Annotated in this window: 24 protein-coding genes and 1 pseudogene; 18 read left to right on the top strand and 7 right to left on the bottom strand. The window is 67.0% G+C overall.

The window, feature by feature from the left end; translation table 11 throughout:
• Window positions 1-4: 4 nt before the first annotated feature.
• The gene (locus tag ABC728_RS24805; RefSeq protein ID WP_416620039.1) at window positions 5-472 is read right to left on the bottom strand and encodes a GNAT family N-acetyltransferase; all 468 of its coding nucleotides are present in this window, start codon (window positions 470-472) and stop codon (window positions 5-7) included.
• Between the two features lie 42 nt (window positions 473-514).
• A complete protein-coding gene (locus ABC728_RS24800) occupies window positions 515-1,396 on the bottom strand; it encodes an N-acetylmuramic acid 6-phosphate etherase (RefSeq protein WP_416620040.1) in 882 nt (293 codons plus the stop codon).
• Window positions 1,397-1,578: 182 nt separating this feature from the next.
• On the opposite strand from ABC728_RS24800, the gene ABC728_RS24795 reads away from it, so the two are divergent.
• From ABC728_RS24795 to ABC728_RS24775, 5 genes are read left to right on the top strand one after another with little or no spacing between them, the layout of a single operon-like run.
• Window positions 1,579-2,475: a BadF/BadG/BcrA/BcrD ATPase family protein gene (locus ABC728_RS24795; RefSeq protein ID WP_416620041.1), complete on the top strand. Its 897-nt coding sequence runs from the start codon at window positions 1,579-1,581 to the stop codon at window positions 2,473-2,475.
• A complete protein-coding gene (locus tag ABC728_RS24790; RefSeq protein WP_416620042.1) occupies window positions 2,472-3,260 on the top strand; it encodes a GntR family transcriptional regulator in 789 nt (262 codons plus the stop codon). The genes ABC728_RS24795 and ABC728_RS24790 overlap by 4 nt, the downstream gene beginning before the upstream one ends.
• The gene (locus ABC728_RS24785) at window positions 3,257-4,303 is read left to right on the top strand and encodes an SIS domain-containing protein (RefSeq protein ID WP_416620043.1); all 1,047 of its coding nucleotides are present in this window, start codon (window positions 3,257-3,259) and stop codon (window positions 4,301-4,303) included. Before ABC728_RS24790 ends, ABC728_RS24785 begins: the two co-directional genes overlap by 4 nt.
• A complete protein-coding gene (gene nagA / locus ABC728_RS24780; protein ID WP_416620044.1) occupies window positions 4,303-5,493 on the top strand; it encodes an N-acetylglucosamine-6-phosphate deacetylase in 1,191 nt (396 codons plus the stop codon). The genes ABC728_RS24785 and nagA overlap by 1 nt, the downstream gene beginning before the upstream one ends.
• Complete coding sequence (locus tag ABC728_RS24775) at window positions 5,490-5,762, top strand: transposase (protein WP_416620045.1); 273 nt, start codon at window positions 5,490-5,492, stop codon at window positions 5,760-5,762. The genes nagA and ABC728_RS24775 overlap by 4 nt, the downstream gene beginning before the upstream one ends.
• A 70-nt stretch (window positions 5,763-5,832) precedes the next feature.
• Here ABC728_RS24775 and ABC728_RS24770 read toward each other — a convergent pair whose 3' ends face one another.
• Together ABC728_RS24770 and efp are read right to left on the bottom strand one after the other, a co-directional pair.
• Window positions 5,833-6,675 carry an inositol monophosphatase family protein gene (locus ABC728_RS24770; RefSeq protein ID WP_416620046.1) on the bottom strand — a complete coding sequence of 281 codons (843 nt, stop codon included), beginning with the start codon at window positions 6,673-6,675 and terminating at the stop codon, window positions 5,833-5,835.
• A 125-nt stretch (window positions 6,676-6,800) separates the two neighbouring features.
• Window positions 6,801-7,367 (bottom strand): elongation factor P, encoded by a 567-nt coding sequence (efp, locus tag ABC728_RS24765; protein ID WP_416620047.1) that lies wholly within the window; start codon window positions 7,365-7,367, stop codon window positions 6,801-6,803.
• A gap of 221 nt (window positions 7,368-7,588) precedes the next feature.
• Between efp and lspA the strand changes: the two genes are divergently transcribed.
• The 7 genes from lspA to ABC728_RS24730 all read left to right on the top strand — a co-directional run bounded on the left by lspA (window position 7,589) and on the right by ABC728_RS24730 (window position 13,466).
• Entirely contained in the window at window positions 7,589-8,140 is a 552-nt protein-coding gene (gene lspA, locus ABC728_RS24760) for a signal peptidase II (RefSeq protein ID WP_445376535.1), read from the top strand.
• A 35-nt stretch (window positions 8,141-8,175) separates the two neighbouring features.
• Entirely contained in the window at window positions 8,176-8,667 is a 492-nt protein-coding gene (locus ABC728_RS24755; protein WP_416620049.1) for a DUF3035 domain-containing protein, read from the top strand.
• A gap of 192 nt (window positions 8,668-8,859) precedes the next feature.
• Entirely contained in the window at window positions 8,860-9,657 is a 798-nt protein-coding gene (locus ABC728_RS24750; RefSeq protein WP_416620050.1) for a class I SAM-dependent methyltransferase, read from the top strand.
• Window positions 9,658-9,669: 12 nt separating this feature from the next.
• Complete coding sequence (gene ubiB, locus ABC728_RS24745; protein ID WP_416620051.1) at window positions 9,670-11,217, top strand: 2-polyprenylphenol 6-hydroxylase; 1,548 nt, start codon at window positions 9,670-9,672, stop codon at window positions 11,215-11,217.
• Between the two features lie 66 nt (window positions 11,218-11,283).
• Window positions 11,284-11,796, top strand: a complete 513-nt coding sequence (gene mobB, locus ABC728_RS24740) for a molybdopterin-guanine dinucleotide biosynthesis protein B (protein WP_416620052.1) — start codon at window positions 11,284-11,286, stop codon at window positions 11,794-11,796.
• A complete protein-coding gene (locus ABC728_RS24735) occupies window positions 11,793-13,022 on the top strand; it encodes a molybdopterin molybdotransferase MoeA (RefSeq protein WP_416620053.1) in 1,230 nt (409 codons plus the stop codon). The genes mobB and ABC728_RS24735 overlap by 4 nt, the downstream gene beginning before the upstream one ends.
• A gap of 180 nt (window positions 13,023-13,202) precedes the next feature.
• Window positions 13,203-13,466: a YjhX family toxin gene (locus tag ABC728_RS24730; protein WP_416620054.1), complete on the top strand. Its 264-nt coding sequence runs from the start codon at window positions 13,203-13,205 to the stop codon at window positions 13,464-13,466.
• A 56-nt stretch (window positions 13,467-13,522) separates the two neighbouring features.
• On the opposite strand, the gene ABC728_RS24725 is transcribed toward ABC728_RS24730, so the two are convergent.
• On the bottom strand, window positions 13,523-13,780 hold the full coding sequence (locus ABC728_RS24725) for a hypothetical protein (protein ID WP_416620055.1): 258 nt from the start codon (window positions 13,778-13,780) through the stop codon (window positions 13,523-13,525).
• Window positions 13,777-14,322 carry an EndoU domain-containing protein gene (locus ABC728_RS24720; RefSeq protein WP_445376534.1) on the bottom strand — a complete coding sequence of 182 codons (546 nt, stop codon included), beginning with the start codon at window positions 14,320-14,322 and terminating at the stop codon, window positions 13,777-13,779. Before ABC728_RS24720 ends, ABC728_RS24725 begins: the two co-directional genes overlap by 4 nt.
• A gap of 78 nt (window positions 14,323-14,400) precedes the next feature.
• Between ABC728_RS24720 and ABC728_RS24715 the strand changes: the two genes are divergently transcribed.
• From ABC728_RS24715 to ABC728_RS24690, 6 genes are all read left to right on the top strand, one after another.
• Window positions 14,401-15,030, top strand: coding sequence for an SCO family protein (locus tag ABC728_RS24715; RefSeq protein WP_416620057.1), 630 nt, complete (start codon window positions 14,401-14,403; stop codon window positions 15,028-15,030).
• A gap of 347 nt (window positions 15,031-15,377) precedes the next feature.
• On the top strand, window positions 15,378-15,740 hold the full coding sequence (locus ABC728_RS24710) for an AtpZ/AtpI family protein (protein ID WP_416620058.1): 363 nt from the start codon (window positions 15,378-15,380) through the stop codon (window positions 15,738-15,740).
• Window positions 15,741-15,747: 7 nt separating this feature from the next.
• Window positions 15,748-16,491, top strand: coding sequence for a F0F1 ATP synthase subunit A (locus ABC728_RS24705; RefSeq protein WP_416620059.1), 744 nt, complete (start codon window positions 15,748-15,750; stop codon window positions 16,489-16,491).
• Window positions 16,492-16,554: 63 nt separating this feature from the next.
• Window positions 16,555-16,779, top strand: coding sequence for a F0F1 ATP synthase subunit C (locus tag ABC728_RS24700; protein ID WP_416620060.1), 225 nt, complete (start codon window positions 16,555-16,557; stop codon window positions 16,777-16,779).
• A 202-nt stretch (window positions 16,780-16,981) separates the two neighbouring features.
• Window positions 16,982-17,584, top strand: a complete 603-nt coding sequence (locus tag ABC728_RS24695; protein ID WP_416620061.1) for a F0F1 ATP synthase subunit B family protein — start codon at window positions 16,982-16,984, stop codon at window positions 17,582-17,584.
• Window positions 17,584-18,066 carry a F0F1 ATP synthase subunit B family protein gene (locus ABC728_RS24690; protein ID WP_416620062.1) on the top strand — a complete coding sequence of 161 codons (483 nt, stop codon included), beginning with the start codon at window positions 17,584-17,586 and terminating at the stop codon, window positions 18,064-18,066. The genes ABC728_RS24695 and ABC728_RS24690 overlap by 1 nt, the downstream gene beginning before the upstream one ends.
• 138 nt (window positions 18,067-18,204) lie before the next feature.
• On the opposite strand, the pseudogene tldD reads toward ABC728_RS24690, so the two are convergent.
• A pseudogene (tldD, locus tag ABC728_RS24685) lies at window positions 18,205-19,640 on the bottom strand (metalloprotease TldD).
• Between the last annotated feature and the right edge of the window lie 123 nt (window positions 19,641-19,763).

The raw sequence follows: 19,763 nt of genomic DNA, 5'->3' as shown, positions 1-19,763 counted from the left end.
CCCATCAGCCCGGCGGGCGCAGCAGGCCGCGGTAAAGGCCGGGTTCGCTGTCAGGAATGGGGATGGCGCCAACCGCCCGCCGGTAGAAATCCACCGGCCCCGCCCCGCCGATGACGGCGTAGGCATAGCCATCCGCCGCCATGGCGCGCAGGGCGGCCAGCAGCAGCGCCGTGCCGATGCCCGTGCCGCGGGCCGCCGCATCGACGCCGGTGGGGCCGAACAGGCCCCGGGCCGTCACGTCATGGCAGGCGAAGCCCAGCAGGGTGCCGTCATCCCGATGGGCCAGATACAGGCGGGCCGGGCAGGCCGACAGGGCGGCCGCCGCCTCGGCCTGCCACCCGTCCCCGAACCGCGCGGCGATCCAGGGCAGGATGGCCGGCGCCTCCGGCGCCAGCGCCCGTCGCAGGGTGACACCGGGGGGCAGCGGCTCCGGACCGGGGGGCAGGGTGTAAAGCTTGACCAGCAGATCCATGGTTCCGGTTGCCTTATCCGCGGGGAAGGGAAGGGGGCGCCGTCATTCACCCAGCGCGCGGCGCAGATTGCCGCCCGCCCGCGCCAGGGCGGCCAGCGCCGCTGCCGGTGCCAGTCCCCGCAGCAGCACCAGGGCCGCCGGCTTCAGCGCCCCGTCGCAATCCGTCAGCGCCTGCGCTGCCCGGTGCGCGTCCGCGCCCGTGATGCGGCACAGCATGTCCAGCGCCCGGGCGCGCAGCTTTGCATTGTTCACCTGTACATTGACCATCAGGTTGCCATGCACATGGCCCAGCCGCACCATCAGCGCCGTGGAGAACAGGTTCAGCAGCAGCTTCTGGGCCGTGCCGGCGGCCAGCCGGGTGGACCCGGCGATCACCTCCTCCCCGCTGTCCACGAACAGGGGGTGCCCGGCCGCCCGCAACAGGGGGCAATCCGGATTGCTGGCAATTGCCACCGTCTGGGCACCGGCATGGCGCGCGGCGTCCAGGGCCCCTACGGTAAAGGCACTGCGCCCGCTTGCCGAAACACCGATCACGATGTCGGACGGGGTCGGCCCCAGCGCCCGGACCGCGTCCGCCCCCGCATCGCCGGCATCCTCCACCGCCCCGTCGAAGCCCCGGCGCAGGTCGCCAATACCGGCCAGCACCAGTTCGATGCGGTCCAGGGGAAAGCCGAAGGTGCCCGGCAGTTCCAGCCCGTCCAGGGCGGCCAGTACGGCCGATGATCCCGCCCCGGCATAAATCAGCCTTCCCGTTCCGCCCAACCGCGCCGCCGCCGCGTCCACGGCCGCGGACAGGGCGGGCAGCGTGGCCAGACAGGCTGACACCGCCCGCGCCTGTCCACCCCACAGGGCTTCCAGAATGTCGGGCGTGGACCAGAGGTCCAGGTCGGCAAACCGCCGGCCCGCCTTCTCGGTCATGGACATGGCAATGCCCTGGTCTTGTTGAAATGCAGAGATGACCATACCAGTCATTGCGGAGATCGCCACAAAAATCGGCACATATTGCCATTTGGTATTATATTGGTATCATACCTGTTGTGTGGTTGGTCAAGACCAGATACACAGGATCGGAACCCCGATCCCTCAAGATGCGAAGGTGCCGCGGCATGCCCCTTTCACCGTCCCCAGGCCCGCTATTCATCGGTATCGATGGCGGTGGCACCCGCTGCCGGGCACGACTGGCCGATGCCGGCGGGGCCACGCTGGCCGAAGGTGTCGGCGGTGCGGCCAATATCCGCCTGGGGCTGGATGTGGCCTGGTCCGCCATCATGGTGGCGGTGGACGCGGCCCTGGCGGCGGCCGGAATGGGGCGGGAGCCGCTGGCCGGTGCCTTCATCGGGTTGGGGCTGGCCGGTATCACGGGGGATGCGGACCGTCAGCGGGTGACGGCGACCGCCCCGGTGACCTTTGCCGGCATCTTGTCCGATACCGACGCCTTCACCGCCTGCCTGGGTGCCCATGCCGGTGCCGACGGGGCGATCCTGATTTCCGGAACGGGCAGCGCCGCACAGATCATCACCGGCGGGCAGGGACGGGGCATCGGCGGCTGGGGTTTCGAGGTGTCGGACGACGGGTCCGGTGCCGCCCTGGGGCGGGAGGCCGTGCGTGCCGCCTTGCGCGGTCATGACGGGCTGGGGCCGGAAACGGCGATGACGCGCGCCATCATGGAAAGGCTGGGCGGTGATCCGCCCGCCATCGTGGCCTGGGTCGGGACGGCCCGGCCCGGCGATTACGGCGCGCTGGTCCCGCTGGTGCTGGATCATGCCCGTCAGGGCGACGGCGTCGCCGCCCGTCTGGTGCGCGAACAGGCCGATCATCTGGTCAACCATATCGTCCGGCTGCGCGCACTGGACGCCCCGGCTATCTGCCTGATGGGGGGGCTGGCGCCCGTGCTGCTGGAATGGATGCCGCCCTGGGTGAATGGCGTGCTGAGCGCGCCCAAGGGCGATGCCATGGCCGGCGCCATCCTGCTGGCCATGCGTCATCCGGAGGTTGCGCGATGAGCCTTCCGCCTCCGCTCTATGATCCGGCCGCCTTGTCACCGGACAATCCGTCACCGCTTTATATGCAGTTGGCCCGCCATCTGCGGCGCCTGATTGCGGGGGGCACGCTGGCGGCCGATGATGCGCTGCCGGCGGAACGCGACCTGGCCGAAGGCTTTGCCGTGTCGCGCGTGACGGTGCGCAAGGCCGTGCAGGCGCTGGTGGACGAGGGCCTGCTGCACCAGCGGCCGCGCGCGGGCACCTTCGTGGCCAAGGCCCCGCATGTGGAACAGCCACTGTCCGCCCTGACGGGCTTTTCGGAGGATATGCGGTCACGCGGGCTGGAGCCGTCATCGCGCTGGTTGTCGCGCAGCATCGCGCCGGCCAGCCCGGAAGAAGCGATGGTGCTGGGCCTGGCCCTTGGCGAGCGGGTCAGCCGTCTCTGGCGTCTGCGTCTGGCCGATGACGTGCCCATGGCGATCGAGCTTTCAGTCGTTCCGGCCCGTGTTCTGCCCGATCCGATGCAGGTCACCGGCTCCCTCTATGATGTCTTGCGCGGTCTTGGCCATCCGCCGCACCGGGCCCTGCAACGTCTGTCGGCCGGTCTGCTCAGTGCCGATCAGGCCGGCATCCTTCAGGTGCCGGAAGGCACGCCCGCCCTGTTCATCGAACGGCGCAGCTTTCTGGAAAACGGCCGGCCGCTGGAATTCGTCCGCAGCCAGTACCGGGGCGATGCCTATGATTTCATTGTCGAACTGAATCTTTCCACAGGCGGTTCGACGCCAGCCAGCGAGACCGTGACATGACCATTTCCAAGCCCGACAGCACCAGCACGCAAATGGCCGTGGAGGCGGCGGAAAGTGCCGAGGCCGTTCAGCGCCAGATCGACCGCTGTGCCCCCCTGTTCCGGGCGCTGGGCGAGCGGCTGCGCGCGCTGGACCCGGCATTGGTCGTCACCTGCGCGCGCGGCAGTTCCGACCATGCCGCCACCTATGGCAAATACCTGATCGAAACGCATCTGGGGCTGCCCGTGGCATCGGTGGGGCCATCGGTCGTGTCGCTTTACAACACCGACCTGAGGCTGAAGGGCGCCCTGTTCATCGCCGTCTCGCAGAGCGGGCGCAGCCCCGACCTGCTGCGGCTGGCGGCGGCGGCAAAGCAGGGCGGGGCCTTCGTTGTCGCCTTCGTGAATGACGAAGCATCCCCCCTGGCCGCGACGGCGGATCTCTGCATCCCGCTATGCGCCGGACCGGAAATCAGCGTTGCCGCCACCAAATCCTATCTGACCAGCGCTATGGCTTTCCTGGCCCTGGTCGCGGAATGGAAGCAGGACGCCGTGCTGCGCCGCGCCGTGATCCAGGCCCCGGCGATCCTGGCCGCGGCGGCGGAACTGGACTGGACGCCGGCGCTTCTGGGGCTGGCCGACAAGACCGGCCTTTACGTCATCGGCCGCGGTCTCGGCACCGGTGCCATCATGGAGATGGCCCTGAAATGCAAGGAGACCTGCCGGCTGCATGCCGAGGCGTTCAGCGCGGCGGAGGTGATTCACGGTCCGCTGGCCCTGGTCGGTCCGGACTTCCCCGTGCTGGCCATCAACCAGGACGATGCGACGGCGGCGGCGACGCGGGCCGCGATTGCCCGCTGCGTGGCGCTGGGCGGGCCGGTCTATAGCAGCGATGACGGTGTGCCGGGCGTGATCGCCCTGCCATCGCTGCCGGGGCTGGCCCCCGAACTGGCGCCGCTGGCCGCCGTGCAGAGCTTCTACATGGCCATCCATACGGTGTCGCGGCGCCGGGGCCTGAACCCTGACGTGCCGGCCAATCTGCGCAAGGTGACGGAGACGGTGTGATGGCAGAAACCCTGCTGACCGGCGCGCGCGTCTTCACAGGCAGCCACATGGTGGCGGCCGACATCCTTTTACGGGCCGACCGGGTTGCCGCCCTGCTGCCGCCGGGAAGCCCGTTGCCTGAAGGTGCGGCGCTTCGGCGCTTATCCGACGGCATGCTTCTGGCGCCCGGTTTCATCGATACCCAGGTGAATGGCGGTGGCGGCATCCTGTTCAATGACCAGGCGACCGTGCAGGCGGCACTGTCCATCGCCCGTGCCCATCGCCGGTTCGGCACCACGGCGCTGCTGCCCACCTTCATCACCGACACGGTGGAGGGGATGCGGGCCGCCGGTCGGGCGGCGGCGGTGGCCAGCGCCATGCCGGGGTCCGGTGTCGTGGGCGTGCATCTGGAAGGCCCTTTCCTGGCGCCCGAGCGGCGTGGCGTCCACAGCCTTGCCCATGTCCGGCCGATCGATGCGGCCGACTTGGATTTCCTGACGGGGCTGCCCGCCCGCTTCGGGGCGGATGCCCGTGTGCTGCTGTCGCTGGCGCCCGACCGGGTGGAGCCGGCGGTTGTCGCACGGCTGGTCGCAGCCGGCCTGATCGTGGCCGGCGCGCATTCCGCCGCGACCTATGCCCAGACCATGGCGGCCGTGGAGGCGGGCCTGTCCGGCTTCACCCACCTGTTCAACGCCATGCCGCCGCTGGCCAACCGCGAGCCGGGCATCGCCGGGGCGGCGCTGGCCGCCCGGGACACGGTGTGCGGCATCATCGCCGACGGGGTGCATGTCCATCCGGCCATGCTGCGTCTGGCGCTGGCGGCCAAGGGGCCGGGCGGGCTGATGCTGGTCACCGATGCCATGCCGCCGACCGGCACGGCGGCGGAAAGCTTCACGCTGCATGGCCAGATGATCCACCGTCGTGACGGCCGGCTGGTCACCGATGACGGCACGCTGGCCGGGGCCGATATCGACATGGCGCAGGCCGTGCGCAATGCGGTCGCCCTGATGGGTGTCGGGCTGGAGGAGGCGCTGCGCATGGCCTCCCTCTATCCTGCGCGTTTCCTGCGCCTTGATGACCGGCTGGGCCGCATCCGGGCCGGCTATCAGGCCGATCTGGTGTTGTTGGACGCGGACCTGCAGGTGGCCGGGACCTGGGTTGCGGGACAATGGTGGGATGCCACCGCGAACGAGGGGGAAGCAGGAACATGACGAAGCGTCGTTACACCACCGAGGAAGTGGCGCAAAAGCTGGTCTTGGCCGACGCATTGTTGAACGAGGGCTACAAGATCGTCGATATCGCCCGCGAACTGGGCGTGACGCGCGTCACCTATTACCGCTGGCGACAGGATCAGGCGGGGGACAAGCCGGCCATGGTGCGCCGCCTGGAACGGCTGGAGCGGGAGAATGCCGACCTGCGCCGCAGACTGGCCGACCTGGTGCGGGCCGGATGCGGGACGGGGACCGCAGCGGCGGCCTGACGGCAAGAAAAGGGCGCCCGGACGCAAATGGTCCGGGCGCCTTGTCATGCGGTGTCTGGGGGCCGGATGATCAGGCCTTGGGCTTGGGGGGCGCTGCCGGAGCCGGGGCGGCCTTCGGCTTGCCAGCATTGCGCAGTACCATCGCCAGATGGGAATGCAGGTTGGCATTGGCGGCCAGGACGGAACCGCTGGACAGCGGTGCCTTGCCCGTCCCGATCTCGCTGACGAAGCCGCCGGCCTCTGTCACCAGCAGCAGGCCGGCGGCAAGATCCCAGGGCTTCAGATCGGCCTCGAAGAAACCATCGTAGCGGCCCGCCGCCGTATAGGCCAGATCCAGCGAGGCGGCGCCCCAGCGGCGGATGCCAGCCACCTGACCCATCAGCGCTTCCAGCTGGCCCAGGAACACGGGCGCGTTGCCATGGCCCTTGAAAGGGATGCCTGTCGCGATCAGCGCATCCGCCAGCGCCCGGCGGGAGGAGACCCGCAGGCGCTGATGGTTGAGGAATGCACCGGCGCCCTTTTCCGCCCAGAACATCTCGTCATGCACGGGTTCATAGACGACACCGGCGATGATCTCGCCCTCACGCTCCAGCGCGATGGAAATGGCCCAGTGCGGCAGGCCGTGCAGGAAATTCGTGGTGCCGTCCAGCGGATCGACGATGAAACGGTGGGCGGTATCCTTGCCCTTGATCTCCCCGCTTTCCTCCATCAGGAAGCCGAAATCGGGGCGCGCCTTGGACAGTTCCTCGCGCACGATGCGCTCGGCCTTCTGATCGGCGGCGGAAACGAAGTCCGACGGGCCCTTGCGGGACACCTGCAGGTGTTCGACCTCGCCGAAATCGCGCAGGATGGCCTTGCCGGCCTTCTCCGCCGCACGTGTCATGACGTTCAGGATGGCCGAACGGGCTGCCATGGTCGAACTCTCCACAATGTCGAAGAAACCGCGGTCCGTGATGACCGCCTTATACCAAAAGCGAAGCGCCCGCGCGTATTATTCCTCGCGCGGGCGCCATCAGCCAAGGGAAAGGCCCGGACGGATCAGTCCTTGGCGCGTTCCATATATTCACCGGTCTCGATATTGACCACGATGCGGGTCCCGGATTCGATGTGCGGCGGGACCATGACGCGGGCGCCATTCTCCAGCACGGCCGGCTTGTAGGAGGAAGAGGCGGTCTGCCCCTTCACCACCGGATCGGCCTCGGTGATCATCAGGATGACCGACTGCGGCAGTTCCACCGACAGGGGGGTGCCTTCGAAGGACTGCACGACGACTTCCATGCCATCCTGCAGGAAAATCTTGCCGTCGCCGATGATGTCGCCGGCGATGGTGACCTGCTCAAAGGTCTCCTTGTCCATGAAGGTGTAATTGTCATCTTCGGCGAACAGGAACGTCATCTCGTGATCGTCCAGGCGGGCCCGCTCGACGGCTTCGCCGGTGCGGAAGCGCTCGATGTTCTTGTTGCCGCTCTTCACGTCCTTCATTTCAAGCTGGATGAAGGCGCCGCCCTTGCCGGGCTGAACGATCTGGGTGCCGGTGATGACATAGAGCCGGCCGTTATGCTCAAGGATATGACCCTTGCGCATGGTATTCGCATTGACCTTCATGACACGCTTCTCAACTTGAAAGGAATCGAGCGGCGCGGAAACTAACAGGTTGCCTCCCGTCAGGCAAATGCGCAGTAGCCCCGCCCGCCGCATAGGCAACCGGCGGGGCGTGCAGGGGCCGCACGGCGGTTTTTTGACCGGCCCATCGACCATTTGCCGCCTTTCCGCCGTGATTGCAGTATAAGGCGCAAGACAAGGCTCCACGAAGAAGCATGGTTTGGATGATGATGTCGGGCGAGGGGGCGATGCCGGCGGCGCTGGTGAAGCGGATGCGGCTGGTGATGGCGCTGGTGGCCGTCGTGGCGCTGGTCCTGGACCAGGTGACGAAGGAATGGGTGATGACCGTGCTGTTGCCCTGCCTGTCGGGGCCGGCCGGGCCGGGATGTGTCGTGGTATCGCCGGCTATCGAGGTCACGGGCTTCTTCAACCTCGTCACGGCCTGGAATTTCGGCGTCAGCTTCAGCATGTTCTACAGCCAGCACGACCTGATGCCTTATGTGTTGAGCGTATTGGCCATCCTGATCAGCGGGGCTCTGCTCTGGTGGGGGCGTGCCAATGACCGGTTGCTGGCGGCCGTGGCGACGGGCATGGTGGTGGGTGGGGCCATCGGCAATGTCATCGACAGGCTTCGTTACGGCGCCGTCGCCGATTTCCTTGACTTTCACGTCGCGGGCTGGCACTGGCCGGCATTCAACGTGGCGGATTGCTGTATCGTCGTCGGCGTGGGCCTGTTGCTGATCGACGGGTTGTTCTCCGAGGCGGAGCGGCGGTAATCTTCGCTCCTCGTTAGAAGGGTACGGATCGGACCATGGGTGTGTTGAAGCAAGTGCGCAAGGCCGTGCCGGCCATCACCGTTCTCGCCATGGGCGGCCTGCTGGCGGGCTGTGGCCTGTTCGGCCGTCACGATGCGCCGGATGAATTCATGGTGGTGGCCCGCGCCCCGCTGGAAGTGCCGCCGGATTTCAGCCTGCGCCCCCCGCAGCCCGGCAGCCCGCGCCCGCAGGAAATGGCGCGCGACACGCGCTCGCAATCCTCGGTGTTCGGGGCCAGCAGCAGCAACGCCCTGATCGACCCGCGCGTCAGCCCGCAGCAGACGCCGGGCGAAGGCGCCCTGCTGTCCCAGGCCGGTGCCGACCAGGCCAATCCCGACATCCGCGCCATCGTCGACCGGGAGAATCCGGGCGTGGTGGTCGGCAGCCCCTCCTTCCTGGACAAGCTGATGTTCTGGAAGGATGAGCAGAATCCGGAAGTGCTGCCGCCGCCGGGCAGCACCCTGTCCACCACCCGCCAGGGCAACTGACGCTGCCTCTGACGCTCCGGACAGAGACGTTCGGCCCGTTGCAATGAATGACGCCCCGGCTCCGCGTTCGTGCGGGTCCGGGGCGTTTTCTCGGCGCCGGCCCCCTGTCCCCCGGGGATCGCACCCCTTGCATGTTGGGACAAGGCAACGCACCCGCTTCCCAACCGTGTCCGTCCGCCCTATCTTCCGGCCATGACCGACGCCGCCCCGCCCCGCCCCGCCATCACCCCGCCGCCCCGTCCACCCGCAGGGGAGGAAGGGCGTTTCTTCGGCTTCCGGGAAATCGACCCCACTGAAAAGGCGCCGCTGGTTCAGGGCGTGTTCGGCAGCGTGGCCGGCAAGTACGACCTGATGAACGACCTGATGTCGATGGGCATCCATCGCGTCTGGAAGGACGCCTTCGTCGATCTGGTCCGCCCGCGCGACGGGGAGGCATTGCTGGATGTGGCGGGGGGTACGGGTGACATTGCCTTCCGCTTGAAGAAGCGGGCGCCGGGTGCCAACGTGACCGTCTGCGACCTGACGGAGGCCATGGTCCGGGTCGGCCGTGATCGTGGTGTCGATGGCGGGTTGCTGTCCGGCATCGACTGGACCGTCGGCAATGCCGAGGACCTGCCGTTTCCCGCGCGGTCCATGGACGCCTATACCATCGCCTTCGGCCTGCGCAACGTGACGCGCATCGACAAGGCGCTGGCCGAGGCGCGGCGTGTCCTGAAGCCCGGCGGCCGGTTCTTCTGCCTGGAATTCAGCCATGTCGTCATCCCGGTGCTGCGCGACATCTATGACGGCTATTCCTTCAACCTGCTGCCGCGTCTGGGCCAACTGGTGGCCGGGGACCGCGACAGCTACCAGTATCTGGTGGAAAGCATCCGCCGCTTCCCCGAGCAGCAGGCGCTGTGTCGCCGGATAGAGGCGGCGGGCTTTACCGGCGCGCGGGCGCGCAACCTGTCGGGGGGCATCGCCTGCATCCATTCCGGCTGGCGCGTCTAAGGCGCCCGGATCATGCTGCGCGCCTTCCGCAACCTGCTGCGACTGGTCAGTATCGGCCGTACCCTCGGGCGTCACGGCGCCCTGCCGGTGGAGCTTTTCCGCGACAGCACCCCTCTGCTGGCCCTGCTTCTGCGGGCCATGAACCGCGACAAGGCGCCGGGACGGCCCGGGGAACGCCTGGCGGCGGCCTTGCAGGCGCTGGGTCCCAGCTTCATCAAGCTGGGGCAGGTCCTGTCGATCCGCGCCGATCTGGTGGGCGAGGAGGTGGCAAAGGACCTTGCCAATCTGCGCGACCGGCTGCCGGCCTTTCCCGGTGCCGATGCCCGCGCCATCATCGAGGCCGAGCTGGAGCGGCCGATCGACCTGCTCTATGCCCGGTTCGATGATACGGCCGTGGCTGCGGCCAGCATCGCCCAGGTACATTTCGCAGAGACGCCGGATGGCTGCGCCGTGGCCGTGAAGGTGCTGCGCCCCGGTATCGAGCAGGCCTTCCAGCGCGATATCGACCTGCTGATGTGGCTGGCGGATTGGGCGCTGCGGCTTCAGCCCAGGCTGCGGCGGCTGAAGCCGCTGGCCGTGGTCGAGACGTTCGCCCGCACCGTCGCGCTGGAAATGGACCTGCGCATGGAGGCGGCGGCCGCCTCTGAACTGGCGGAGAATTTCGCGGACGACCAGACGTTCGGCGTGCCCGCCATCGATTGGGACCGAACGGCCAAGCGGGTGATGACGCAGGAGCGCGTCATCGGCTTTTCCATCGACAGGCTGGACGATATCCTGGCCGCGGGTCTCAGCCCCGACCAGTTGCTGGCCCATGCGGCTGACGCCTTCTTCAACCAGGTGTTCCGCGACGGCTTCTTCCATGCCGACATGCACCCCGGCAACATGTTCGTGACGGCGGCGGGCCGCCTGGTGGCCGTGGATTTCGGCATCATGGGCCGCATCGATCGGCAGACCCGGCTTTATCTGGCCGATATGCTGATCGGTTTCCTGAACCGCGATTACGACCTGGTGGCCAAGGTTCATTTCGATGCCGGTTTTGTTCCGGCCAGCCAGGATCAGGAGCTTTTCAAGCAGGCCTGCCGGTCCATCGGCGAGCCGCTGCATGGCCGGCCCCTGTCGGATATCTCCGTCGGCCGGCTGCTGGCCCAGCTTTTCGCGGTGACTGAGAAGTTCCAGATGGAGACGCAGCCGCAATTGCTGCTTTTGCAGAAAAGCATGCTGACGGCGGAGGGCATGGGTCGCGTGCTGAACCCGCGGGTGAACATGTGGGAACTGGCCCGGCCGCTGATCACCCGCTGGATGATCGAGAATCGCGGGCTGGAGGCGCGTGGCGCCGACCTGATCAACAATATGGCCGGCATTGCGGCCCGCGTGCCGGCCCTGGTGCGCGACCTGGAACGCACGGCCAACATGCTGGCCGAAGGCGGGGGATTGCGGCTGCATCCCGAATCGGTGCTTGTGCTGGCTGCCGCGCGGGAGCGGGAGGGACGCCGCTGGCGGCGCCTGGGCTGGGCGGCGCTTGTGCTGGCGGCGGCCGGTCTGGCCGCGGCCCTGTCCTGAGCCTGCTTGCGTCCGCCCGCCTGTGCGGCCTAGGCTGCCGGCCGGTGACAGCCATGGATGGGGATCATGACGCTTGCCCGCAATGTTTTCGGTCTGGCCGGATGGAGCGGCAGCGGCAAGACGGTGCTGATGGCCCGGCTGATCCCCGCGATCGGCGCGCGTGGTCTGACGGTTGCCACCGTCAAGCATGCCCATCACGCCTTCGACATCGACCAGCCGGGCAAGGACAGCTATGTCCATCGCATGGCCGGTGCGGCGGAGGTTCTGGTTGCCTCTGCCAACCGCTGGGCGTTGATGCACGAAAACCGGGGCGCGCCCGAGCCTGCGCTGGCTGAACTGCTGGCCAAGCTGTCGCCGGTCGACCTGATTCTGGTGGAAGGCTTCAAGCGCGACGCCCATCCGAAACTGGAAATCCACCGGCCGGCCAACGGCAAGCCCCTGCTTTATCCCGATGATCCCCGCATCGTGGCCGTGGCCAGCGATGCCCCCCTGCCGGATTGTCCGCTGCCCGTGCTGGACCTGAATGATGTGGAACCGCTGGTCGACCTGATCCTGCGGGTCACAGGGGTGGGGGCATGACGGCAGGCGATGATTGTTTCGTTTCCGAACCAAAAATGCTGACGGTGCCGGAGGCGCTGGCGCTGATTGCCGACCGGTTCGATATCGTTTCGGGTTCGCAACAAGTGCTGCTGGCCGATGCATTGGACCGGGTACTGGCCGATGACATCCTGAGCCCGCGCGATCTTCCCCCCTTCGATAATAGTGCCGTGGACGGCTATGCGGTGCGGCTGGCTGATCTGGGGCGTGCGTTGACGGTGGCGGGGCCGGCGCTGGCCGGCGGGCCGACCATGCTGGTACCTCCGCTGGGCACGGCATTGCGCATCTTCACCGGCGCGTTCGTGCCGCCGGGCCTGGACCTTGTGGTGATGCAGGAAGATGCGGTCGCGCAGGGGGAACGGGTCGTCCTGCCCTCCGGCTTGCCGGCGGGCGCCAACCTGCGGCGGGCGGGAGAGGATGTGAGGGGCGGCGATCGGGTCCTGGCAGCCGGCCGCCGGTTGGGTCCGCGGGATCTGGGGCTGGCGGCCGGTCTCGGGTTGGACCGGCTTTGCGTGCGCCGGCCGTTGCGCGTGGCCCTGTTCTCGACGGGGGATGAGGTGACGGAGCCCGGACGCCCCCTGGCGGCCGGGGGCATCTATGATGCCAACCGCGCGATGCTGCGCGGTCTGCTGGCTCGGCTGGGCTGTGCCGTGACGGACCTGGGCATCCTGACCGATGAAGCCGAAACGATCCGGGTATCCATCCTGGGTGCAGCGCAGGATCATGACCTGATCATCACATCCGGCGGGGTGTCGGTGGGGGGCGCGGACCATGTACGGGCAGTGCTGGCGCAGTCGGGCTCGCTGACCTTTTGGAAACTGGCACTGAAGCCCGGAAAACCCCTGGCGCTGGGGCGTGTCGGCCCGGCCGTCTTCGCGGGCCTGCCGGGAAATCCCGTCGCCATGCTGGTGGCCTTCCTCGCCCTGGTGCGTCCGCTGGTGCTGCGGCTGGCGGGGGCGGCACCGGCTGACCCGCCGATGCTGACGGCACAGGCCGGGTTTCATTACCGACGCAAGCCGGGCCGACGGGAATATCTCCGCGTGATGCTGGATGCCGATGGTGTCGCCCGGATGGACCCGCGGGACGGCGCCGCCATGTTGGGCCGTCTGTCGGCGGCCGATGCGCTGGCCGTGCTGGAGGAGGAAAGGCAGGGTGTGGAGCCGGGAGAGCCCCTGCCGATCCTGCCGCTGGGCCTGCTGGGTGCTTGACCATTAAATCCGATATGGGATATATTTCCATGTCGGATTTAATGAGGTGCTCATGTTGGAGATTGTCGCCCGCCGCTGACCGGCACCCGGTCAGCTTTGTTCCGCGCAGCGCCGCTCCTGCCATGTGATGGCAGCGCGCGCGTCTGCCTCGGCATGCTGAACAGACGGCGACATCTCATCATGAATCTTTCCAAGGCGAAGCAGCGGACGCTGCACGCGCTGGCCCAGGGCGGCCGTATCACCCTGATTCGCAATCCGGACAACCATCGTGACATCCAGGCGGTGGAATGTCTCACCCGGGAAGGCTGGCTGCTGCTGGATTGCGGTCCGGCGGTCTTCCGGCGGCTGAAGGCCAGACGGCTCATCGCGTCGGCCGGCGGTGGTCCCTATCGTATCACCCGTTGCGGCCTGGCGGCCGTGCGCCCGCAACTCGACAACCGCTGACCGGCGCGGGAGGACGGCGGGGGTCCATGGTCCCCGCCGCTTACCCCCCTTGCTGCTCAACCCCCGCCGGCCGCATCCGTCAGCGCGGGCAGGGCCAGCGCCGCCGGCACCAGGACCGGCGGCCAATCCTCCTCCATCAGGTTTTCCAGCAACAGGCCCCCATCGGTGATGCTGGCGGCGTAAAGGTTGCCCAGCCGGCGCTGCGGCCGCGCGCCGCCCTGCAATCCCTCCAGGAATGTGGTGATGCCGGCCGTGTCGCCGCCCATGTCGGTCAGCAGCCAGTCGGCCAGCCATTCGGCCGGGTCATGTGTCATGGGCAGGTTTCCCCTGTCAGCGGAAAGGCGGTGTTGATACGTCCGTCCTTCAGTTCCCCGAACCGGATGACCAGGCGCTGCCCCTGGGGGCCGCGGCAATAGCCGGGCGTCGTCCCGTCAGGCGCGGCGCAACCCAGCCGGCCCCAGGGGCGCGCCGCGCCGAAACTGTTGCGCACGGCATGCAGGATGGACTTTTCGATATCCGCCGCCGTGCAATGGTCCGGGTAGAAGGTAGAGAATTTGGTCTTGCCGTTGCTGAACTCCACCCGCGCGCCATAGGTGCCGTCCGGCGCCCCGCCTTCCGGCCGGATGGCCTTCACCGGGGCCGTGCCGGCGATGGCACGGGCATGCAGGCCGACGACGTCACCATTGCCCTTGATCTCGCCACACAGCACATGGCGCATGTTGATGGCGGGTTCCGTCCGGCTCCACCGGAAATCGGCATCGCGGCAATCGGGCCCGTCGGCCAGGGCCGGAAAGGCGGCACCGCAGGATGCTGCCAGCGCCAGCAATGGCCCCAAAATCCGCCCTTGCCGCATCATCCGCCCCTATGCTGTTGCCGTTCCATGGTCTAAGGGAGAACTGTAGCAGTTCGGCGGCAAGCAAGCAGGGGAAACGCGATGAAGCGGGATCGTTTGGCGCGCATGGGGCTGGCGGTGATGGTCGGCCTGGTCATGGCGGCCGTTATCGCCTGGATGACCATCCGCCATGACCAGCGTCAGGCCGCAGGCACGGGTCTGGCCGTGGCGCCCGCCAGCATCGGCGGCGCCTTCACCCTGACCAGCCATGACGGGCGCACGGTCAAGGATACGGATTTCGACGGCAAATACCGGCTCATCTTTTTCGGCTATACCTATTGTCCCGACATCTGCCCGACCGAGTTGCAAACCGTGGCGCAGGCCATGGACCTGCTGGGGGCGGAGGCATCGGAGGTCCAGCCGCTGTTCATCACCATTGATCCCGCGCGCGACACGCAGGCGGTGCTGGCCGAATATGTCAGGCTGTTCCACCCGTCCATCATCGGCCTGACAGGCAGTGACGCGCAGATCGCCGACGTGGCCAAGGCCTATCGTGTTTACTACGCCCGCTCCCAGGGGGCCGAATATCCCGACGCCTATCTGATGGATCATTCGACCTTCGTTTATCTGATGGCGCCGGACGGCGGCTTCGTGACCGTGCTGGCCAAGGGTACGACGGCGGAGCAGATGGTGGAGGCGATCCACGCCCACAAGCGCTCCCGTCAGGGCTAAGCAGGTTTCGCCAGGCCGGGCCACATCCGCTCCGGCCTGGGGGACCCTGCTTAGCTCATAGGTTTGCCTATTCGTCGAGCCCATCCATGTGCGGGCGGCGTTCGGAAAATCTGCCTGGGCTCTGTAACGCGGGTGCGGCCGCTACCTGCATTTTCGGCGACAAAATGGCCAAATACGGTGCATCCGGCATGCCGCGCTGCGGCATCGGTCCTATGCGCGGCGTGTAAATCAATATTTATCAGATACTTAGGTCGGGGTGCTCCACCCTTGACAGGGGTGGGGCCTGACCGTATGGTGCGCCCGCTTTCGCACGGTATTCACCAATCTGGCGGAAGGGAGCCCGCGTCGTGAGCAATGATCACCCGCCCCCCTCGCTGGATGAACTCGAAACCCGCCTGCGCGAGGCGCGCCGCGCCGCTGGCCTGGAACCGCCGCCCGACCCCATTGCGGGGCAGGGGGGGGGCGACCGGTCGAGCAGTGATCTGGCCGCCGGTCTGCGCATAGGGGTCGAACTGGTGGCCGGTGTCGTCTTCGGGCTCGCGCTCGGTTATGGCATCGATCGCTGGCTGGATACCAAGCCCTGGGGGATGATCATCATGGTCCTTCTGGGTGCGATCGCCGGATTTATGAATGTGTATCGCCTGGCCAACCGTCAGGGATATGCCGCTGGGTTCGACAAGTCCCGGGATAGCCGGGACGGTGGGGAGTGAGGGCATCGTGGCTGGTCCGTTGGAGCAATTCGAGATCAAGCGCCTGGTCAGCCTGCCGGTTGGCAATCTTGATCTGTCCTTCACCAATTCCGCCCTGTGGATGGTGCTCGCCGTGATCGGTGCGACCTTCCTGCTGGTCTATGGCATGCGGGGTCGCGCCCTGGTACCGGGCCGCCTGCAATCCGTGGCCGAGCTTCTGTACGAGTTCGTGGCGGAAATGGTGCGCGACAATGCGGGGCCGCAGGCGCGCAAGTATTTTCCGCTGATCTTCACCCTGTTCATCTTCGTGCTGTTCGGCAATGTGCTGGGGTTGATCCCCTGGTCTTTCACCTTCACCAGCCACATCATCGTGACCTTCGTGATGGCGCTGTTCGTGTTCGTGATCGTGACCATCATCGCCTTTGCCAAGCATGGGCTGCACTTCTTCCACTTCTTCCTGCCGCATGGCACGCCGCTGTGGCTGGCGCCGCTGATCGTTCCCATCGAACTGATCTCCTATTTCGTGCGCCCCATCAGCCTGTCCATCCGACTGTTCGCCAACATGCTGGCCGGCCACACCATGATGAAGGTCTTCGCGGGCTTCACGGTGTCCATGGTTGCGGCTGGTGGTGGTCTGGCTGCGGTCGGCATGCTGCCGGTTCTCCTGAATGTCGCTCTGTTCGCCCTGGAGTTCCTGGTCGCCGGCATTCAGGCCTACATCTTCGCGCTGCTGAGCTGCGTGTATCTGCGTGACGCGCTGGAGATGCACTAAGCATCCTCCGGCTGTCCAACCCGTCTTATCCAAGAGACACTTCCAACCTAGAGGAACTTCAAAATGGAAGCTGAAGCCGCAAAGTTCATCGGTGCTGGTCTGGCCATGCTCGCTCTGCTGGGCGTCGGCATCGGTCTGGGCAATCTGTTCTCCGGCCTGTATCAGGCCGCCGCCCGTAACCCGGCCGCTCTGAACTCCTACAAGACCTTCGTCTTCATCGGTTTCGCGCTGACGGAAGCGACCGGTCTGTTCGCGCTGGTTATCGCCTTCCTGATCCTGTTCGCCTGATCGGCGGACGGTTTCTCACCGGCCCTTTACCGGGCCGGGGCTTCAGCGCCGGAATTGCCGCCGCTGCCGGTTCGTCATGATCCGACAGCGGCGGTCGCTCTATCGGGACGGTGTTCCGCCCGTGATGGCGCTGTTGGGATTTGGGCGTGACCGCCGGGCCCTTTGTGTGGTGCCGGCAGGTCAGCAGTGAATGGGTGCTTCTATGCCTGTCCAACGCTTTACGCGCCTGTGCGCCGGTGCCGCCATGGCGCTGACCACGGCCATCGTCCTGGCGGGACCCGTCCTGGCCGCCGAGGGTGAGCATGCCAAGGGCCTGCCGCAGTTGAATCCGGCCAGCTTCGCCTCCCAGGTCTTCTGGCTGGTGGTGACGTTCGGTCTGTTGCTGTGGCTGATGTCGAAGGTGGCGCTGCCGCGCGTCGCCGAGGTGCTGGAAGCCCGCCAGGAAAAGATTTCGAACGATCTTGAAAAGGCTGCGGCACTCAAGGCGGAAGCCGAGGGCGTTATGCAGGCCTATGAGAAGGCCCTGGCCGAAGCCCGCGCCAATGCCCAGAAGGGTGTGGCCGCCGCCGTTGCCGCTGCCGACGCCGATGCCGCCCGCCGCAGCGGGGAATTGGCGACCAGCCTTGCCGAACGCACCCGCGACGCGGAGGAGCGTATCCGGGTCGCCAAGCAGGCCGCCCTGGGCAATCTGCGCACTGTTGCCGCTGATGCCGCGCTGGAGGCGACCACCAAGCTGTCCGGCGCCCAGGTTTCCGCGGACATCGCCGCGGCCGCCGTTGATGCCGTATTGAAGGAGCGCGTGTGATGTTGCAGGACAGCAACTTCTGGTACGCCGTCGCCTTCCTGATCTTCATCCTGGGCGTGGCAAAGCTGGCCGGCCGTTCCATCCTGTCCGGGTTGGACGAGCGCGGCCGCCGGATCGCCGCCGAACTGGAACAGGCACAGAAGCTGCGCGAGGATGCGCAGGCTGCCCTGGCCCAGTTCCAGCGCAAGCAGCGTGACGCCCTGAAGGAGGCGGAAGCCATCGTGGCCCAGGCCCGTGAGGAGGCCGCCCGCATCAGCACCCAGGCCGCCACCGACCTGGAAGCCGCCCTGAAGCGCCGTGAACAGCAAGCCATGGACAAGATCGCCCAGGCTGAAGCCCAGGCGGTGCAGCAGGTCCGTGATCTGGCTGTCGATATCGCGGTCCATGCGACAGAAAAGCTGCTGGTCGAGAATATCGACGAGGTCCGTGGCAATCTGTTGGTGGAAAGCGCCATCAAGGAACTGCCGGCCAAGCTGCACTGAGCTTTGACCGTCCTTTCCTGCTTTGCAAAAAGGCCCGCCGATCACTCGGCGGGCCTTTTTGTCTTAAAGCCTGTCTGCTCTGGTCCGCTCATCGGCGGGACGGCTCTCCGGATCAGCCATCCCGCTTCCATCTTCCCCTTACGCTGCCTTCGTGCCGCCGACGGTCAATCCGTCGATGCGCAGGGTCGGCTGGCCGACGCCGACGGGCACACCCTGGCCGGCCTTGCCGCAAACACCGATACCGGAATCCATGGCGCTGTCATTGCCGATCATGGTGACCTTCGTCAGCGAGTCAGGGCCATTGCCGATCAGCGTTGCCCCCTTTACGGCGGCGCCCAGCTTGCCATCCTCGATCAGATACGCTTCGCTGGCGGAGAAGACGAACTTTCCGGACACGATATCCACCTGGCCGCCCGAGAAATTGGCGGCATAGATGCCCCGTTTCACGGAAGCGATGATTTCTGCCGGGTCCTTGTCTCCCCCCGCATGACGGTGTTGGTCATGCGTGGCATGGGCATATGGGCATAGCCCTGTCGCCGGCCGTTGCCCGTGGGGCGGACACCCATCAGCCGGGCGTTCAGGCGATCCTGCATATATCCCTTCAGGATGCCATCCTCGATCAGCACGGTGCATTGGCTGGGCGTGCCTTCATCGTCGATGGTGATCGATCCCCGGCGGCCATCGATGCTGCCATCATCGACCACGGTCACGCCCGGCGCGGCGACGCGCTGGCCCAGCAGGCCGGAAAAGGCCGAGGTCTGCTTGCGGTTGAAGTCGCCCTCAAGCCCATGTCCGATGGCCTCATGCAGAAGGATGCCGCACCAGCCCGACCCCAGGACCACGGGCATCTCGCCGGCCGGCGCGTCGATGGACGCGAGATTGATCAGCGCGCCGCGCAAGGCCTCGTCAACATGGGCCTGCCAGACGGACGGCTCCAGAAACTGCTCGTAGGTGCGGCGGCCCCCGGCGCCATGGCTGCCGGTTTCCATGCGGTCACCCTCGCCCACGACGACGGACACGTTCAGCCGGACCAGTGGCCGGACATCGGCCACCCGTGTGCCGTCGGCGCGGATGATCTGCACCGCCTGCCATTCGCCCGTCAGGGAGGCGGAAACCTGCCGCACCCGGCTGTCCCTGGAACGGGCATAGGCGTCGATCTTCTCCAGCAGGCTCACCTTCGCCCCGAACGGCACAAGGTCCAGCGGGTTGCTGCTGGCGTAAAGCAGGCGGTTCGTGCCGATGGGGGCCTCCGCCATGATGCCGCCATGCCCGGCATGGACGGCCCGCACCGTATCACCGGCACGACGGATCGCATCTTCCGTCAGGACGGAGGAATGGGCATAGCCCGTGGCCTCGTCAGCCACGGCGCGCAGGCCGAATCCCTGGCTGGTGTCGAAGGAAGCGCTCTTCAGCCGGCCATCATCCCAGGCGAAGCTCTCACTCTGTGCATACTCCATGAACAGTTCGCCATCGTCGGCGCCATGCAACGCACCCTCCACCAGGACCGTGGTGCGGGCACGGTCCAGGCCGGCCTGACTGAAGAAGATATCGTCGGTTTGGGACAGCAGCGACATGGGGGACCGGGCTTTCCAGAATTGGGATGGGTTCTCGATGATGAGAATGGCGATGCCGGGCCCCGGCGGCAAGCCCGCAGCCCGTCGCCATGCGCTGGATCAAGCAAGGGGGGCCTGCGACGC

The sequence above is a fragment of the Niveispirillum fermenti genome (assembly GCF_052474395.1).
This window is presented reverse-complemented; position numbering and strand designations above follow the sequence as displayed.

Coding starts and splice junctions, on each gene's coding strand:
- ABC728_RS24805 (WP_416620039.1), bottom strand. CDS start 472: ATGGATCTGCTGGTCAAGCTTTACACCCTGCCCCCCGGTCCGGAGCCG.
- ABC728_RS24800 (WP_416620040.1), bottom strand. CDS start 1,396: ATGTCCATGACCGAGAAGGCGGGCCGGCGGTTTGCCGACCTGGACCTC.
- ABC728_RS24795 (WP_416620041.1), top strand. CDS start 1,579: ATGCCCCTTTCACCGTCCCCAGGCCCGCTATTCATCGGTATCGATGGC.
- ABC728_RS24790 (WP_416620042.1), top strand. CDS start 2,472: ATGAGCCTTCCGCCTCCGCTCTATGATCCGGCCGCCTTGTCACCGGAC.
- ABC728_RS24785 (WP_416620043.1), top strand. CDS start 3,257: ATGACCATTTCCAAGCCCGACAGCACCAGCACGCAAATGGCCGTGGAG.
- nagA (WP_416620044.1), top strand. CDS start 4,303: ATGGCAGAAACCCTGCTGACCGGCGCGCGCGTCTTCACAGGCAGCCAC.
- ABC728_RS24775 (WP_416620045.1), top strand. CDS start 5,490: ATGACGAAGCGTCGTTACACCACCGAGGAAGTGGCGCAAAAGCTGGTC.
- ABC728_RS24770 (WP_416620046.1), bottom strand. CDS start 6,675: ATGGCAGCCCGTTCGGCCATCCTGAACGTCATGACACGTGCGGCGGAG.
- efp (WP_416620047.1), bottom strand. CDS start 7,367: ATGAAGGTCAATGCGAATACCATGCGCAAGGGTCATATCCTTGAGCAT.
- lspA (WP_445376535.1), top strand. CDS start 7,589: ATGATGATGTCGGGCGAGGGGGCGATGCCGGCGGCGCTGGTGAAGCGG.
- ABC728_RS24755 (WP_416620049.1), top strand. CDS start 8,176: ATGGGTGTGTTGAAGCAAGTGCGCAAGGCCGTGCCGGCCATCACCGTT.
- ABC728_RS24750 (WP_416620050.1), top strand. CDS start 8,860: ATGACCGACGCCGCCCCGCCCCGCCCCGCCATCACCCCGCCGCCCCGT.
- ubiB (WP_416620051.1), top strand. CDS start 9,670: ATGCTGCGCGCCTTCCGCAACCTGCTGCGACTGGTCAGTATCGGCCGT.
- mobB (WP_416620052.1), top strand. CDS start 11,284: ATGACGCTTGCCCGCAATGTTTTCGGTCTGGCCGGATGGAGCGGCAGC.
- ABC728_RS24735 (WP_416620053.1), top strand. CDS start 11,793: ATGACGGCAGGCGATGATTGTTTCGTTTCCGAACCAAAAATGCTGACG.
- ABC728_RS24730 (WP_416620054.1), top strand. CDS start 13,203: ATGAATCTTTCCAAGGCGAAGCAGCGGACGCTGCACGCGCTGGCCCAG.
- ABC728_RS24725 (WP_416620055.1), bottom strand. CDS start 13,780: ATGACACATGACCCGGCCGAATGGCTGGCCGACTGGCTGCTGACCGAC.
- ABC728_RS24720 (WP_445376534.1), bottom strand. CDS start 14,322: ATGATGCGGCAAGGGCGGATTTTGGGGCCATTGCTGGCGCTGGCAGCA.
- ABC728_RS24715 (WP_416620057.1), top strand. CDS start 14,401: ATGAAGCGGGATCGTTTGGCGCGCATGGGGCTGGCGGTGATGGTCGGC.
- ABC728_RS24700 (WP_416620060.1), top strand. CDS start 16,555: ATGGAAGCTGAAGCCGCAAAGTTCATCGGTGCTGGTCTGGCCATGCTC.
- ABC728_RS24695 (WP_416620061.1), top strand. CDS start 16,982: ATGCCTGTCCAACGCTTTACGCGCCTGTGCGCCGGTGCCGCCATGGCG.
- ABC728_RS24690 (WP_416620062.1), top strand. CDS start 17,584: ATGTTGCAGGACAGCAACTTCTGGTACGCCGTCGCCTTCCTGATCTTC.